Source organism: Blautia stercoris (assembly GCF_054657695.1).
In genome coordinates, this window is sequence record NZ_BAAHYF010000003.1 from 31,606 (window position 1) to 47,502 (window position 15,897).

Sequence of the window (15,897 nt, forward strand, 5' to 3'; positions counted from 1 at the left end):
CTCCTGCTATTGTGAATTGTTGACGATTTTATTACCGGATAGCAAGATTTTTTTGAAAAAATCTTTAATAAATAGACGTTTTTTAGACTTTGAAATGGTAAAATTAAGTCAAATCAAAAACAAATAAAAATAACAAAAAAGGAGAAGATGTGAAATGATGAATAATGCTGAAATCGGAAAAGCAATGGTAATCAAACTGGACCCGGTTCTGCCGGAGTATCCGACCTTCAAAGAAGGCGTAAGAAGAGCTCCAATGAGAGAACTTACTCTGAACAAACGTGAAATCAAACTGGCGGTTGCCAATGCTTTGAGATATGTACCGGAAGAACTGCACGAGCAGCTTGCTCCTGAATTCTTAGACGAACTTCTGACAAGAGGTCGTATCTATGGATATCGTTTCATGCCAAAGGAAAGAATTTACGGAAAACCAATCGATGAATATAAAGGAAAATGCGTAGAAGGTAAAGCATTCCAGGTTATGATTGATAACAACCTTGACCATGAAGTTGCTTTATATCCTTACGAATTAGTAACTTATGGAGAAACAGGACAGGTTTGCCAGAACTGGATGCAGTATCAGTTAATTAAAAAATATCTGGAAGAACTGACAGATGAACATACTCTGGTAATGATGAGTGGTCATCCAATGGGTCTTTTCAAATCTCATAAAACAAGCCCAAGAGTTATCGTAACAAACGGTCTGATGGTTGGTATGTTCGATAATCCGGAAGACTGGGCAAAAGCAACAGCAATGGGATGCTCTTCCTACGGACAGATGACAGCCGGTGGATGGATGTACATCGGACCTCAGGGTATTGTACATGGTACATTCAACACAATCTTAAATGCAGGTAGAAAATTCCTCGGAGTACCTCAGGATGGTGACCTTGCCGGACATCTGTTTGTAACAAGTGGTCTTGGCGGAATGAGTGGAGCTCAGCCAAAAGCAATCGAAATCGCCGGTGGTGTTGGTATCATCGCAGAAGTAGATGCTTCCAGAATTGAAACACGTCACAGCCAGGGATGGGTAAGCCTTGTAATTGAAGATGCAGCAGAAGCATTCAAAGTTGCACAGGAATACATGGATAAGAAAGAAACAGTATCCATTGCTTACCATGGAAATATCGTAGACTTACTGCAGTATGCAGTTGATAACAATATCAAGATTGAACTGTTATCTGACCAGACAAGCTGCCATGTGCCATACGACGGAGGTTACTGCCCACAGGGTCTGACATTCGAAGAACGTACAGAAATGCTTGCAAATGATAAAGATAAATTCTGTGAATTAGTAGATCAGACATTAGTAAAACATTATCACTTAATCAAAACACTCGTAGAAAGAGGAGCTTACTTCTTCGATTACGGTAACTCCTTCATGAGAGCTGTATTTGATGCAGGCGCAAAAGATATCGCAAAGAATGGTGAAGATACAAGCGAAGGATTCATTTTCCCATCTTATGTAGAAGATATTCTTGGACCAGAACTGTTTGATTATGGATATGGCCCATTCAGATGGTGCTGCTTATCCGGAAAACCGGAAGATTTAAGAAAAACAGACCACGCTGCAATGGAAATCATTAATCCGGAAAGAAGAAGCCAGGATAGAGATAACTGGATTTGGATTCGTGATGCGGAAAAGAACAAACTGGTAGTTGGTACTCAGTGCCGTATTTTATATCAGGATGCTCTTGGAAGAAGAGATATTGCTCTGAAATTCAATGAAATGGTAAGAAATGGAGAAATCGGACCGGTAATGCTTGGACGTGACCATCATGATACAGGCGGTACAGATTCACCATACAGAGAAACATCTAACATTTACGATGGTTCTAATATTACAGCAGATATGGCTGTACATTGCTACGCAGGAAACGCTGCACGTGGAATGAGTCTTGTAGCTCTTCACAACGGCGGTGGTGTTGGTATCAGTAAATCCATCAACGGTGGATTCGGTATGGTACTTGACGGAAGCGAAAGAGTAGACGAAATCTTAAAAGCGGCTATTCCGTGGGATACTATGATTGGTGTATCAAGAAGAAGCTGGGGCAGATGCGAACACTCTATCGAAACTGTAGCAGAATACAACAGAATCAGAGAAGGTCAGGATTATGTTACAATGCCTTACCTTGCAAGCGACGAATTAATTGAAAGAGTATGCAAAGATGTAGTGGTAGAACCACATCACCATACACATCACTAAAATTAGGAGATAACAGACATGAAAAAACGCTATATACGTCATGCATCTGAGTTGGTTACCTGTAAAGGTAGTGCACCGAAACATGGAAAAGAAATGTCAGATATTGGTCTGATTAAAGATGGAGCCGTAATCATTCACGATGATAAAATTGTGGCAGTCGGTACAACAGAAGAATTAGACAAACAGATAAATGATGAGTATGAAGTAATCGATGCGACAGGCAAAACTGTAATGCCGGGTTTCGTAGATTCCCATACACACTTTATCTTTGGCGGATATCGAGCAGATGAATTTTCCTGGAGACTGAAAGGCGACAGTTACATGTCTATCATGGAACGCGGCGGTGGCATTAATGCCACCGTAGTTCCAACAAGAGAAGCCTCCTTAGAGGAACTGATGGAAACAGGTGAAGAACGCTTAAACCGTATGCTGGAATTTGGTGTGACTACCGTAGAAGGAAAGAGCGGATACGGTATGGACTGCGAGACAGAATTAAAAATGCTGCGCGCAATGAAAAACCTAAATGAAAAACATCCGGTTGATATTGTTTCCACATTCTTAGGACCTCACAGTGTTCTGCCAGAATGGAAAGGCAAAGAGAAAGAATTTTTGGATGAACAGTTAAATCATGTCATGCCGATTGTAAAAGAGGAAGGTCTTGCAGAATTTGCGGATATCTTTACCGAGAAAAATGTATTTTCTGTAGAAGATTCCGAGTACTATATGACAAAAGCAAAAGAAATGGGATTCAAGCTGAAAATTCATGCAGATGAGATTTACCAGCTTGGCGGTTCTGAACTGGCTGCAAGAGTTGGAGCAGTTTCGGCAGACCATTTATTAAAAGCATCAGATGAAGGAATCCGTCAGATGAGGGATGCAGGAGTCATCAGTACCATTCTTCCGTTAACCGCATTTGGTTTAAAAGAAGAATATGCACCGGCAAGAAAAATGATTGATGAAGGCTGTGCAGTGGCACTGGCTTCTGACTTGAATCCGGGAAGTTGTTTTTCAAATTCCATTCCACTTATGGTGGCACTTGGATGTATTTATATGAACATGTCAATCGAGGAAGTCATTACTGCTCTTACCATTAATGGTGCGGCAGCAGTGGACAGAGCCGATAAAATCGGAAGCCTCGAAGTGGGAAAACAGGCAGATATCATATTCCTGAAATTCCCATCCATTCATTATATGCCATATCACACAGCAATTAACCTGGTTGAGACTGTAATCAAAGCGGGCGAGACTGTATATCACAAAGAATGGAAATAAAAATAAGTGTGTGTTTTAAAAAACGGCAACTTTTAAATATTTACATAATTATAAAGGAGAAAAGAGAACTATGGCAATGGAAAAAATCATTGAATGTGTACCAAATTTCAGCGTTAGTGAGGCAAAGGACAAAAAAACATTTGACGCAATTATCGATTGCTTCCGTGATGTAGAGGGAGTAAAACTTCTTGATTATTCTTCTGATGCAGACCATAACAGAAGTGTTGTAACAGTAATCGGAGAGCCAGAGCCGTTAAAAGAAGTAATGGTAACAGCAATCGGAACAGCAGTAAAATTAATCGACATGACAAAACATGTAGGACAGCATCCTCGTATGGGCTGTGTAGACGTAGTTCCTTTCATTCCAATCCGTGGAACAACAGTAGAAGAAGCAGATGCACTTGCAAAAGAAGTTGCTACAGAAGCAGCAGAAAAATTCGGTCAGCCGTTCTTCTTATATGAAGATTCTGCAAAAGGTTTAAAACACAGTGCAAACCTTGCAACAATCCGTAAAGGACAGTTTGAAGGAATGGCAGAAAAAATTGCAGCTGATCCAGAAACATGGACTCCGGATATCGGACCAAGCACCATTCACCCAACCGGTGGTGCAACTGTAATCGGAGCAAGAATGCCGCTTATCGCATACAACATCAATTTAAGCACATCAAGTGTTGAAATTGCACAGAAGATCGCTGATAAGATTCGTAATATCAAAGGTGGATTCAAATATTGTAAAGCTATGGGCGTTCTGTTAGAGAACAAAGAAGACCCAAGCAAAAATGTTGCTCAGGTATCCATGAATCTTACAAACTATACAAAAACTTCTATTTATACAGTGTTTGAAACTGTTCGTATGGAAGCAAGACGCTACGGTGTAAATGTAATGGGAAGCGAGATTATTGGACTCGTTCCTCTTCAGGCACTGGTAGACTGTGCAGCATACTATCTGGGACTGAACAATTTGGAAGAAAGCAACTGCGGATTTGAAACGAAATTCACAACTGACCAGGTTCTGGAAACACGTTTATAATTAAGAGTAAAACGAAAGAGGTATTGACATGAAAAATATGACCGTTCAAGAATTTGCCATGCAGACTGCCTCAAATGAACCTGTACCTGGGGGCGGAAGTATTTCCGCCCTCGCTGGTTCATTAGCAGCAGCATTAACTGAAATGGTAGCAGGTCTTACCATTGGCAAGAAAAAATATGCAGAAGTAGAAGAAGAAATGAAAGCTGCCATCGAACCGATGCATGCAATCTGTGAACATCTTTTAGATGACATCAAAAGAGACAGTGAATCTTTTGATTTATATATGCAGGCACTGACACTGCCAAAAGAAACAGAGGAAGAAAAGGCAGCTCGTCAGGAAGCAATGCAGAATGGCTTAAAAGCAGCCGTTGCAGTACCGTTATCAGTTGCAAAACGCGCTTATGAGATTATGCCTTATGCAGAAGTAATGGTAACAAAAGGAAATAAAACAGCAGTAACAGATGCTTTAGTAGCAACTATGATGGCAAGAACCGCAGTTCTTGGAGCACTGTTTAATGTAAAAATTAATCTGGAATCCATCAAAGATGAAGCATTTGTGGCGGAAACAACAAAAGAAGTAGAAGTGCTTGAGAAAAAAGCAATTGAACACGAACAGAAAATTCTGGCCAAGGCCGGCGTTTCAAAAAGTGTTGTAGAATAATCACAAAATAAAAAATTAAGCTTTAAGATAGATAAAAAAGAGGGAAAGACAAGAGGTGACAGCCTGTGAAAATTTTAAAAAATGCAGTAGCAGGAACCCTGGAATCCAGTGATTTGTTTATTCAGATTGAACCAGATGACAAAGAACTGACTCTGGAAATTGACTCTGTTGTAGCCAATCAGCATCTGGATTCTATTCGGGGAGCTGTGGTAGATACACTAAATGAATTTGAGATATCTACAGGAAAAATTTATATCAAAGATAAAGGTGCACTCGATTGCGTTATTCGAGCACGAATGGAGACAGCATTAAAAAGAGGGGGAGTTTTAGAATCATGAGACGAACCATGTTATTTTTACCAGGCAATACACCAAACATGCTGATTAATGGTGATACATTAGGAGCTGACACCATCATTTTCGATTTGGAAGATGCAGTATCTCCGGATGAAAAAGATGCAGCCAGAGTTCTTGTCAGAAATACATTAAAGTATCAGTCATTTGATGCCTGCGAGACAGTTGTACGTATCAATCCGACGGATACAAAATTCTGGAAAGAGGATTTGGAGGCCATCATTCCTTTAAAACCAGATGTTATTATGCCGACAAAAGTAAGCGGAGCCGAGATGATTCAGGAAGTTTCCGCATACATGGCAGAGGTAGAGAAGAAAGCGGGAATAGAAGAGGGAACTGTAAAAATTCTTCCGTTAATCGAGACAGCACTTGGTGTGGAAAAATCTTTTGAAATCGCTTCCGCAGATAAAAGAGTCATTGGAATCTTCTTAGGAGGAGAAGATTTTACGGCTGACATGCATTGTAAGCGAACAAAAGAAGGACAGGAAATCTTTTATGCAAGAACAAGATTGGTGCTTGCAGCAAGAGCTTGTGGAATTGAAGCCTACGATACACCGTTTACCGATGTAGAGGATATGGAAGGGCTTAGAAAAGATACTGAATTTGCCAAGAGTCTGGGATTTGCAGGAAAAGCAGTCATTTCTCCGCGACATGTTGATATTGTTAATGAAGTATTCTCTCCTACAGAAGAAGAAATCGCTTATGCACATGATGTCATGGATGCGATTGAAGAAGGAAAGAGACAGGGAAAAGGAGTTATTTCTCTTAGAGGAAAAATGATTGATGCACCGATTGTAAAACGTGCTTCCCAGGTACTTGAAATGGAAAAAGCAATTTACGGAGGTGCGTTTGATGAGTAAATTATTAGCGTCCGTAAGAGAAGCAATTGAAAAAACTGGCTTAAAGGACGGAATGACAATCTCCTTTCATCATCACATGAGAAATGGAGACTATGTGTTAAATATGGTACTCGAAGAAGCAGCCAGTATGGGAATCAAAGACTTAACAGTCAATGCAAGTTCCATCTTCGATGTACATAAACCAATTATTGAACATATTAAAAATGGAGTAGTTACAGGACTTGAGTGTAATTATATGGGTGCCGAAGTCGGAAAAGCCATTTCGCAGGGCATCTTGGAAAAGCCGGTTATCTTCCGAAGCCACGGAGGCAGAGCCGGAGATATGGAAAATGGTTCTTCTAAAATTGACATTGCATTTTTAGCAGCACCGTGTGCAGATAATATGGGTAACTGCAGCGGAAAATATGGACCATCAGCCTGTGGTTCTATGGGATATGCGTTTTCAGATGCAATGCATGCAGATAAGGTTGTCGTACTGACAGATAATTTGGTACCTTATCCATTAAAAGATACTTCCATCGCAGAAGGTTATGTAGATTATGTGGTAGAAGTAGAACAGATAGGGGACCCAACAAAGATTGTTTCCGGAACAACAAAAATTACAAGAGACCCAGTTGGGCTTAGAATTGCAGCACTTGCAGCAAAGGTAGTAAAAAATTCCGGATATTTAAAAGATGGATTTTCTTTCCAGACAGGTGCTGGTGGAGCCTCACTGGCAGTTGCAAAATATGTGGAAGAAATGATGGAAAAAGACCATATCAAAGGTAGTTTCTGTATGGGCGGTATCACCGGGTATTTAGTAGATATGGCAAACAAAGGTTATTTTGATACAATTCTGGATGTACAGTGTTTTGATTTAAAAGCCATTGAATCAATCCGTGAAAATCCAAAACATCAGGAGATTTCAGCCATGCGTTACGCATCTCCGGCAGCAAAAAGTGCTGCAGTGGACAGTCTTGATGTAGTCATTCTGGGAGCCACCCAGGTTGACACTGATTTTAATGTAAATGTACACACTGATTCCAACGGAAACATTATGGGAGGTTCCGGTGGACATTGCGATACAGCAGCAGGTGCAAAACTAGCCATTGTTGTAGCACCGCTGATTCGTGCAAGACTTCCTCTTATCGTAGACCAGGTGTTATGCAAATCTACACCGGGTGATACCATAGATGTAATTGTAACGCAGAGAGGAATTGCAGTCAATCCAAAACGGAAAGAATTAAAAGAAAAATTAATCAAAGCCGGTCTTCCGGTTAAAGAAATTACCGAGTTAAAAGAAATTGCAGAGAAAATTACCGGTGTTCCGAAGAAGGTAGAATTAGGCAACAGGGTAGTAGCAAACGTATTATATAGAGACGGAACACTGTTAGATACAATAAAAAATACATTATAAATAACCGGAAGGGAGCGGTTTTACAATGGATAAGAAGAAATTAGTAATCGGCGTAATCGGCGCAGATGTACACGCTGTCGGAATCAGCATTTTACAGCATGCGTTTGAAGAAGCAGGATTTGAAGTCGTAAACCTGGGTGTTATGGTTTCTCAGGAAGAATATATTGCAGCAGCAATTGAAACAAATGCGGATGCAATTTTAGTTTCATCTCTTTACGGTCATGGCGAATTAGATTGCCGTGGACTCCGTGATAAATGCGATGAATCCGGATTAAAAGATATTCTTTTATATGTAGGCGGAAATATTGTAGTTGGAAAACAGCCATTTGATGAAGTGGAAAAACGTTTCAAAGCAATGGGCTTTGACCGTGTATTTGGACCTGGTACAGCACCGGAAACAACAGTAGCTGCTTTATACGAGGATTTAAAAGTAGAAAAACCGGAAGCGGTATTAGCATAACATCGGGGTGGTGAAAAAAATGAAACCGATTTTGTTGGTGGATTTTGGAAGTACAAATACAAAAGTAACAGCGGTTGATGTAGAAGCATGCGAGATTCTTGGAACAGCAGCAGCTTACACAACCGTAGAGACCGATATTAACGAAGGTCTTGAAAATGCAATCAAGATTCTGGAACAGACCACGGGACACCTTGAATTTGAAGAAAAATATGCCTGCTCAAGCGCAGCCGGCGGATTAAAAATGGTTTCAATTGGTCTTGTGCCAGAGCTGACTGCTCAGGCATCAAGGGAAGCATCTCTTGGAGCCGGAGCAAAAGTATGGAAAACGTATTCTTTTGAACTTACAAAAGGAGATTTAAAAGAAATAGAAGATTATCATCCGGATATTATTTTGTTATCGGGAGGAACAGACGGAGGAAACTCCGAGTGCATTTTATACAATGCAAAAATGCTTGCAGGATTAAGCTATGATTGTCCGATTGTGCTTGCAGGGAACAGAAACGCAGCAGATGAGTGCGAAGAGATTTTAGAAGGACGTACTGTCTATATTTGCGAAAACGTAATGCCAAAACTGGGAGAAATTAATATAGAGCCGACGCAGAAACAGATACGTGAAATTTTTCTGAATCGGATTGTGCAGGGCAAAGGGCTTACAAAAGCAATGGATTTGGTTTCCGGAATTATCATGCCGACACCATCCGCAATGCTTGTTGCAATGGAGCTGTTATCCGATGGATGGGAAGAAGTTCCGGGAATAGGGGAATTAGTTGGTGTAGACCTGGGTGGTGCGACCACAGATGTCTATTCTGTAGCAGATGGAAATCCGGCAAATGCTTCCACTGTAATAAAAGGGCTTCCGGAACCTTATACCAAACGAACGGTGGAAAGCGATATCGGAATGCGTTACAGTGTAAAGGGTATTTTAGAAGCTGTCGGAGAGCGCAGACTGAGTAAAATTTCCGGTATCAATAAAAATCGTGTAGTTGAACTGGTAAGCTGGCTGGAACAGCATACAGATTACATACCGGATAATGAAGAAATGGAAAAAATGGATTATGCACTTGCCTGTGCAGCAGTAGAAACAGCAGTAGAACGTCACTCCGGTTCGCTGGAGCAGGTCTTTACTCCTTGTGGTCTGACTTATGTACAGAGTGGAAAAGACTTAAGAAGAGTAAAATACGTGGTTGCAACAGGTGGAGCGTTAATTCATGCAAAACATACAGAAGAAGTTGCAAAATATGCACTGTTTGATGAGAGCAAGCCTGGTTCATTAAGACCGGAAAAGGCTGAAATCCTGATAGACAGAAAGTATATTCTGGCAGCAATGGGACTGCTTTCTCAGCATTATCCGCTTGCTGCGCTGGAGATTATGAAGAAGGAGATTGCTTATTATGGACTTGAGAAATAAAAAAATGTCGGATGACGAATTTTACGGAATCCGCAAAGAGATTTTAGAGCAGTGGCCAACAGGAAAAGAAGTTGACTTTGATGAATCTGTTGCCTATCATAAAGCAATGCCAGAAAGCAAGAGCTTTTCAAAGAAACTGGCAAAAGCAAAAGCAGAGAGAAGAACTCTGATTCAGCCAAGAGCCGGAGTCGCTTTAATTGATGAACATGTAAAACTGCTTCAGTATCTGCAGGATAAAGGAGAGGCAGATTTACTTCCGACAACGATTGATTCTTATACCAGACAGAATCGTTATAAAGAAGCTGAGGATGGAATTAAAGAATCTGTTCGTACTCAGAAATCTATGTTAAATGGTTTTCCGGCAGTCAACCATGGTGTATCCGGTTGCCGTACGATTATCGAAAACCTTGATATTCCGGTTCAGGTTCGTCATGGTACTCCAGATGCCAGACTGTTAACTGAAATCTGCTATGCAGGTGGATTTACCAGTTATGAAGGCGGCGGTATTTCTTACAACATTCCTTATGCAAAAGATGTTCCGCTTGAAAGAACTATTTATGACTGGCAGTATGTAGACCGTCTGACCGGTATCTATGAAGAAGCAGGTATCTCGATTAACCGTGAGCCTTATGGTCCATTAACCGGTACATTAGTTCCGCCGTCCATGTCAAATGCAGTAGCGATTATCGAAGCGCTGCTTGCGGCAGAACAGGGTGTAAGAAATGTAACCGTTGGATATGGTCAGTGCGGTAACCTGGTACAGGACGTTGCAGCACTTCGTGTACTGGAAGAATTGACAGAAGAGTACTTAGACCGTTACGGATATTCAGATGTTGTTGTAACAAGTGTTCTTCATCAGTGGATGGGTGGATTCCCACAGGATGAAGCAAAAGCATTTGGTGTTATTTCATGGGGAAGTTCTGTAGCAGCACTTGCAAAAGCAACAAAAGTTATCGTAAAAACACCGCATGAAGCAATGGGTGTTCCGACAATGGAAGCAAATGCACAGGGTCTTCGTTGTACTAAGCAGGCAATTTCTCTGTTAGCTGACCAGGAGTTAAAGAGTTCTGCTCTTGAACTGGAAAAAGCAATCATTAAAGGGGAAACTTGTGCGATTGTAGATAAATGCTTTGAACTTGGAATGGGAGATTTGGCACTTGGTGCTGTTCGTGCAGTAAAAGCCGGAGTTCTTGATATTCCGTTTGCTCCAAGTAAATACAATGCAGGAAAAATGCTTCCGGCTCGTGACTTTGAAGGTGCAGTTCGTTACTTAAATGTAGCTAATGTTCCACTTCCAAGAGAACTTGCTGATTTCAACAGAGGCAAAATCGAACACAGAGCAAAAATGGAAAAGAGAAAAGCTTCTTTCCAGATGACAATCGATGATGTTTATGCAATCAGTAAAGGACGTCTGGTAGGTAAACCAAAAAATTAAGTTAGATGAGATATCAAAATTGAAATACCAAAATTAGTCTCAAAGAGACTATAAAGACAAAGAAAAAATCAAAAAACAAATTTTACATAAAAAATAGGAGAAGAATATTATGAAAATTGTGGATGTAGTTTGCTCAAAAGCAAGAACAGGATTTTTCTTTGATGACCAGAGAGCCATCAAAAAAGGTGCAGTAGCAGATGGTGCGGCTTATTTTGGAGAAACCGTAACACCGGGATTTAAATCCGTAAGACAGGCAGGAGAAGCAATCTCTGTTATGTTAATCCTTGAAGACGGACAGATTGCGTGGGGTGATTGTGCAGCCGTTCAGTATTCAGGAGCAGGCGGAAGAGACCCTCTCTTCCTTGCAGAAGATTTCATTCCGATTATCGATAAATATATCAAACCAGAACTGGTTGGAAAAGAAGCAGACAGCTTTAAAGGACTTTGTGAAATGGTAGAAAACCTTCAGGTAGAAGGAAAGAGACTTCACACAGCAATCCGTTATGGTGTCAGCCAGGCGATTCTTGATGCAGTAGCAAAATCTACAAAACGTCTGATGTGCGAAGTAGTAGCAGACGAATATGGTACAACTGTATCTGATAAACCAATTCCAATCTTTACACAGTCCGGTGATAACCGTTATGATAACTCTGATAAGATGATTTTAAAAGGTGCAGCCGTTATGCCTCATGCATTAATCAATAATGTAAAGACAAAACTTGGCGAACATGGTGAAATCTTAAAAGAATATGTAGAATGGTTGAGAGATCGTGTATTAAAACTTCGCCATGATGAAAGTTATATGCCGGTATTCCATATCGACGTATATGGAACAATCGGTGCAATCTTCGGAGTAGATAACTTTACCGCTATGGCAGATTATCTTGCAGAGCTTGAAGAAGCTGCAAAACCTTTCCATTTGAGAATTGAAGGACCGATGGATGCAGAAGAAAGAGAAAAACAGATGCTTTGCTTAAAAGGCTTAAGAGAAGAAGTTGATAAGAGAGGCATTAATGTAGAATTGGTTGCCGACGAATGGTGTAATACATTAGAAGATGTAAAATATTTCGCAGACAATAAAGCAGGTCATATGGCTCAGATTAAAACACCAGACCTTGGTGGAATCAATAATATCGTAGAAGCAGTTCTTTACTGCAAAGAAAAAGGATTTGGAGCTTACCAGGGTGGTACTTGTAATGAAACAGACCGTTCTGCACAGGTTTGTGTAAACTGCGCAATGGCAACACAGCCAGACCAGATTCTTGCAAAACCAGGTATGGGTGTAGATGAAGGTTACATGATTGTTTATAATGAAATGGAAAGAATTATTGCGCTTCGTAAAGCAAGAAGTTAATCGAATCAGGAAAGTCCCCTGCTTCAATTGTGAAAAGCAATAAGTAGTGGAGACTTAAAGAAAAAAAAGATGCCAGACTGTCCTGAAGCGTTTGTTTTGGGGCGGTCTGGCTATTTTTATTAAGAGGGAAAAGATATGGCATATTCAAAACAAATGCAGGAAGGAAATCTGTACAGTTTTTATTTTGCGCCAAGAGGCAGTAGAAGAATGACAGATTTAGGAATCCAGCTAAGCCAGATGTATTTAAGTCCGTTTGATCATATTATTGGGATTATCGGGGATGCGGGAGCAGGAAAAAGTCTTTTAATTAAAGGAATGTTTCCTGGGATCGATTTGACAAATGATGATGAGGGAGTCAATATTCGTCCGCTTCCGCTTTTATCAGAAGATTTAACAGACCCGTTTGCACCGCACACTTATCATCTGGACATTCGGTTTGAATCTGCATTTACCCAGATGCATGAACTGGCAGAGGCAATTTTAGAGGCAGCAAACAATGGAAAAATGGTGATTGTGGAGCATTTTGATTTGATTTATCCTTTGCTTCACAGAAATGCAGACTTGTTAGTCGGAATTGGGGAAGAAATTATTATTACCAGACCAAGCATGTTTGGTCCATTACCGGAAAATATAGCAGGCATTGTACATAAATCTGTAAAATACAGAAAAATGGCACATACGTTGGAAGATTTATGTGTTCATTTTATGGGAGATGGGTATGCACAGGATGGACCAAGATCGGATGTTCGTCATGGATTCGTGTTGGAATTTGAAGAAAAACCGGATGTAGATTTGTATGAACTGGAAGAGAAAGTAAGAGAAGCAGTGGCAAAAGATTTATCGGTTTCTTATTATGATGAAAAGCATGTACAAATCGGAGACTGGATATTAGAATGTTTAGGACCGCGTATGCATGTAAGCAGTACAGGCAAAATCGAAGATTTTACACTTGTAAAAGAGTATCCGGTAGATCCAAGAACCGGTTATTATATGTTGATTGGTCTGATGGGCAAACATCAGGGAGAAAGTTTAAAAGATTTTAACCGTATTGAAGTGAAAAATCAATTGAAGTAAAAGAAAGAGGAGAAAAGAATCGTGCGTACAGTAAATGTAGAGACATTAACAACAAACATAAAAGAAATGTGCATTCAGGCAAACCACTATCTGGCACCGGATATGGCACAGGCAATGAAAAATGCATATGAAAAAGAAACAAAACCGCTTGCAAAACAGATTTTAGGTCAGTTATTGGAAAATCTTGATATTGCAGGAAAAGATATGATTCCGATTTGTCAGGATACCGGAATGGCAGTTGTATTTTTAAAAATCGGACAGGATGTACATTTTGAAGGTGGAAGCGTGGAAGATGCAGTCAATGAAGGAGTGCGACAGGGTTATACAGAAGGATATTTAAGAAAATCGGTAGTGGGAGATCCTCTTGAGCGTGTAAATACAAAAGATAATACTCCTGCAATTATCCATTATGAACTCGTTCCTGGAGACAAAGTAGAAATTACAGTTGCTCCAAAAGGATTTGGAAGTGAAAACATGAGTAAAATCATCATGTTAAAACCGGCAGATGGAATTGAAGGAGTAAAAGAAGCAATTATCGGTGCTGTAAAAGAAGCAGGTCCGAACGCTTGTCCTCCGGTTGTTGTTGGTGTTGGAATTGGTGGAACATTTGAGAAAGCAGCAATTCTTGCAAAGAAAGCACTGACAAGAGAAATCGGTGTTCATTCTGAACTTCCTCACGTAAAAGCACTCGAAGAAGAACTGCTTGAGAAAATCAATCAGATTGGTCTTGGACCGGCAGGTCTTGGTGGAGATACAACAGCACTTGCAGTCAACATCAATACTTATGCAACTCACATTGCAGGACTTCCGGTAGCAATTAATATCTGCTGTCATGTAAACCGTCATATTGTAAGAGAAATCTAATACGGAGGAATAGAAGAATTATGGATAGACATATCAAAGCACCTCTCGACAGAGAAGAAGTAAAAACTTTAGAAGCAGGGGATTATGTATATATTACAGGAACGGTATATACGGCAAGAGATGCAGCGCATCTTCGCATGGACCAGGCACTTGACAGAGGAGAAAAACTTCCAATTGAATTAGAAGGAAATGTGATTTATTATATGGGACCGACACCGGCAAGAGAAGGACGTCCAATTGGTTCGGCAGGTCCTACAACTGCAAGCCGTATGGATAAATATGCACCACGTTTATTAGATTTAGGTTTAACAGGAATGATTGGAAAAGGAAAACGTAAAAAAGAAGTAACGGATGCAATCGTAAGAAATGGTGCGGTATTTTTTGCCGCAGTTGGCGGTGCAGGAGCTCTGCTTTCAAAATGTATTAAAAAAGCAGAAGTCATTGCTTATGATGACCTTGGAACAGAAGCAATCCGTAAACTTGAAGTAGAAAATCTTCCGGTTATCGTAGTAATTGATTCTAAGGGCAGAAATCTTTACGAAGAAGTATGTAAATAAATAAGAACAGAGGAGAACCAAATGGACGAAAATGGTCTGTTTGGTTCTTTTTCATTTATATTTATAAAAAAATAACGACAAAATTCTTTTATAGGTGTATACTAAAAGAAAGAGGATAAATGAAAAATACAACAGGAGACTTAAGACATGGAAAAAAGCAAAATCGAAAGCCTGCAGAAACTGCAGAAAATGGAGCAGTTCTATCTGCTTATCAATGCGGGAACGCATAACCCGTTTGTAGTTTGTGATAAGGAGAATTTTAATGACCAGGTTTGGATATTTGAAGTCGAGGATGATATGAAAGAGGCTGCAAAGCCTTATATGATAGAGCAGAAACATAAATTAATTCCGGCAAAAATCGAAAATAAAGGATATCTTCCATTTTTTACCAGTTTATTTACGCTTGGCGTCAATGCGGTGGTATTTGTAGAAAAAGAACAGACAACAGAATTTGAGCTGACAGAGATTGTCAAACGTCCAATATTAGAAAAAATTCCAGAGGATAAGAGACCACTTGAGAATCCGGCACTGCAGATTACAGGAACTTATTTTATGCAGGAATTAAGAAGAGAAGTTCCAATGGAAGAAAAAGAGAATATTAAAGAACTGGAAGAAGAGATGGCTGCCAATCTGGTAAAAAGTAAATTTATGATTGCAGTCGAAAAACCTCAGGAAGGGAAAACAGAAGAAGAACAGAAAAAAGAAGCATTAAAGGTGTTCTATTTAAAAAGTAAAGAAGACAAATTTATGCTTCCGATTTTTACTGATACCGTTGAATTTTCAAAATTAAATCGTGAAGGCAAATATCGTGCAATGATGATTGATTTTAAAAATATTAAAAAAATTATTATGCCGGAAGCACTTGGTATGGTAATTAATCCTTATGGATTCAATCTGGTTGTTCAGCTTCAACATTTTGATAATTTACTGGCACGTTTTGGAATGAGTGCAGAATAAGAGAGAGATACAA

15 protein-coding genes are annotated in these 15,897 nt (G+C 39.9%); all 15 read left to right on the plus strand.

Annotation, left to right across the window (positions count from 1 at the left end; all coding sequences use genetic code 11):
• The first annotated feature begins 157 nt into the window (after positions 1-157).
• The 15 genes from hutU (at position 158) to ACYQ2D_RS16225 (ending at position 15,884) form a co-directional block, all read left to right on the plus strand.
• Positions 158-2,203, plus strand: a complete 2,046-nt coding sequence (gene hutU / locus ACYQ2D_RS16155; protein WP_117456220.1) for a urocanate hydratase — start codon at positions 158-160, stop codon at positions 2,201-2,203.
• 18 nt (positions 2,204-2,221) lie between these two features.
• Positions 2,222-3,475, plus strand: a complete 1,254-nt coding sequence (hutI, locus tag ACYQ2D_RS16160; protein ID WP_022303294.1) for an imidazolonepropionase — start codon at positions 2,222-2,224, stop codon at positions 3,473-3,475.
• 70 nt (positions 3,476-3,545) lie between these two features.
• Complete coding sequence (gene ftcD, locus ACYQ2D_RS16165) at positions 3,546-4,505, plus strand: glutamate formimidoyltransferase (protein ID WP_022303293.1); 960 nt, start codon at positions 3,546-3,548, stop codon at positions 4,503-4,505.
• Positions 4,506-4,533: 28 nt separating this feature from the next.
• The gene (locus tag ACYQ2D_RS16170; protein WP_022303292.1) at positions 4,534-5,166 is read left to right on the plus strand and encodes a cyclodeaminase/cyclohydrolase family protein; all 633 of its coding nucleotides are present in this window, start codon (positions 4,534-4,536) and stop codon (positions 5,164-5,166) included.
• 65 nt (positions 5,167-5,231) lie between these two features.
• Positions 5,232-5,504, plus strand: coding sequence for a citrate lyase acyl carrier protein (gene citD / locus ACYQ2D_RS16175; protein WP_117456076.1), 273 nt, complete (start codon positions 5,232-5,234; stop codon positions 5,502-5,504).
• Positions 5,501-6,379, plus strand: coding sequence for an HpcH/HpaI aldolase/citrate lyase family protein (locus tag ACYQ2D_RS16180; RefSeq protein WP_117456074.1), 879 nt, complete (start codon positions 5,501-5,503; stop codon positions 6,377-6,379). Before citD ends, ACYQ2D_RS16180 begins: the two co-directional genes overlap by 4 nt.
• The gene (gene citF / locus ACYQ2D_RS16185; protein ID WP_022303289.1) at positions 6,372-7,775 is read left to right on the plus strand and encodes a citrate lyase subunit alpha; all 1,404 of its coding nucleotides are present in this window, start codon (positions 6,372-6,374) and stop codon (positions 7,773-7,775) included. The genes ACYQ2D_RS16180 and citF overlap by 8 nt, the downstream gene beginning before the upstream one ends.
• Before the next feature lie 25 nt (positions 7,776-7,800).
• On the plus strand, positions 7,801-8,235 hold the full coding sequence (gene glmS, locus ACYQ2D_RS16190; RefSeq protein ID WP_022303288.1) for a methylaspartate mutase subunit S: 435 nt from the start codon (positions 7,801-7,803) through the stop codon (positions 8,233-8,235).
• A 19-nt stretch (positions 8,236-8,254) separates the two neighbouring features.
• Positions 8,255-9,643 carry a methylaspartate mutase accessory protein GlmL gene (gene glmL / locus ACYQ2D_RS16195; protein ID WP_459786233.1) on the plus strand — a complete coding sequence of 463 codons (1,389 nt, stop codon included), beginning with the start codon at positions 8,255-8,257 and terminating at the stop codon, positions 9,641-9,643.
• Positions 9,627-11,078, plus strand: coding sequence for a methylaspartate mutase subunit E (locus ACYQ2D_RS16200; RefSeq protein ID WP_022303286.1), 1,452 nt, complete (start codon positions 9,627-9,629; stop codon positions 11,076-11,078). The genes glmL and ACYQ2D_RS16200 overlap by 17 nt, the downstream gene beginning before the upstream one ends.
• 109 nt (positions 11,079-11,187) lie before the next feature.
• Positions 11,188-12,432, plus strand: coding sequence for a methylaspartate ammonia-lyase (locus ACYQ2D_RS16205; RefSeq protein ID WP_022303285.1), 1,245 nt, complete (start codon positions 11,188-11,190; stop codon positions 12,430-12,432).
• Positions 12,433-12,567: 135 nt separating this feature from the next.
• Positions 12,568-13,506 (plus strand): alanine-tRNA synthetase second additional domain-containing protein, encoded by a 939-nt coding sequence (locus ACYQ2D_RS16210; RefSeq protein ID WP_459786234.1) that lies wholly within the window; start codon positions 12,568-12,570, stop codon positions 13,504-13,506.
• 18 nt (positions 13,507-13,524) lie between these two features.
• A complete protein-coding gene (locus tag ACYQ2D_RS16215; RefSeq protein WP_187558549.1) occupies positions 13,525-14,370 on the plus strand; it encodes a fumarate hydratase in 846 nt (281 codons plus the stop codon).
• 20 nt (positions 14,371-14,390) lie between these two features.
• Positions 14,391-14,927, plus strand: coding sequence for a Fe-S-containing hydro-lyase (locus tag ACYQ2D_RS16220; protein ID WP_022303282.1), 537 nt, complete (start codon positions 14,391-14,393; stop codon positions 14,925-14,927).
• A 147-nt stretch (positions 14,928-15,074) separates the two neighbouring features.
• Positions 15,075-15,884 (plus strand): SseB family protein, encoded by an 810-nt coding sequence (locus tag ACYQ2D_RS16225; protein ID WP_022303281.1) that lies wholly within the window; start codon positions 15,075-15,077, stop codon positions 15,882-15,884.
• Positions 15,885-15,897: the final 13 nt, after the last annotated feature.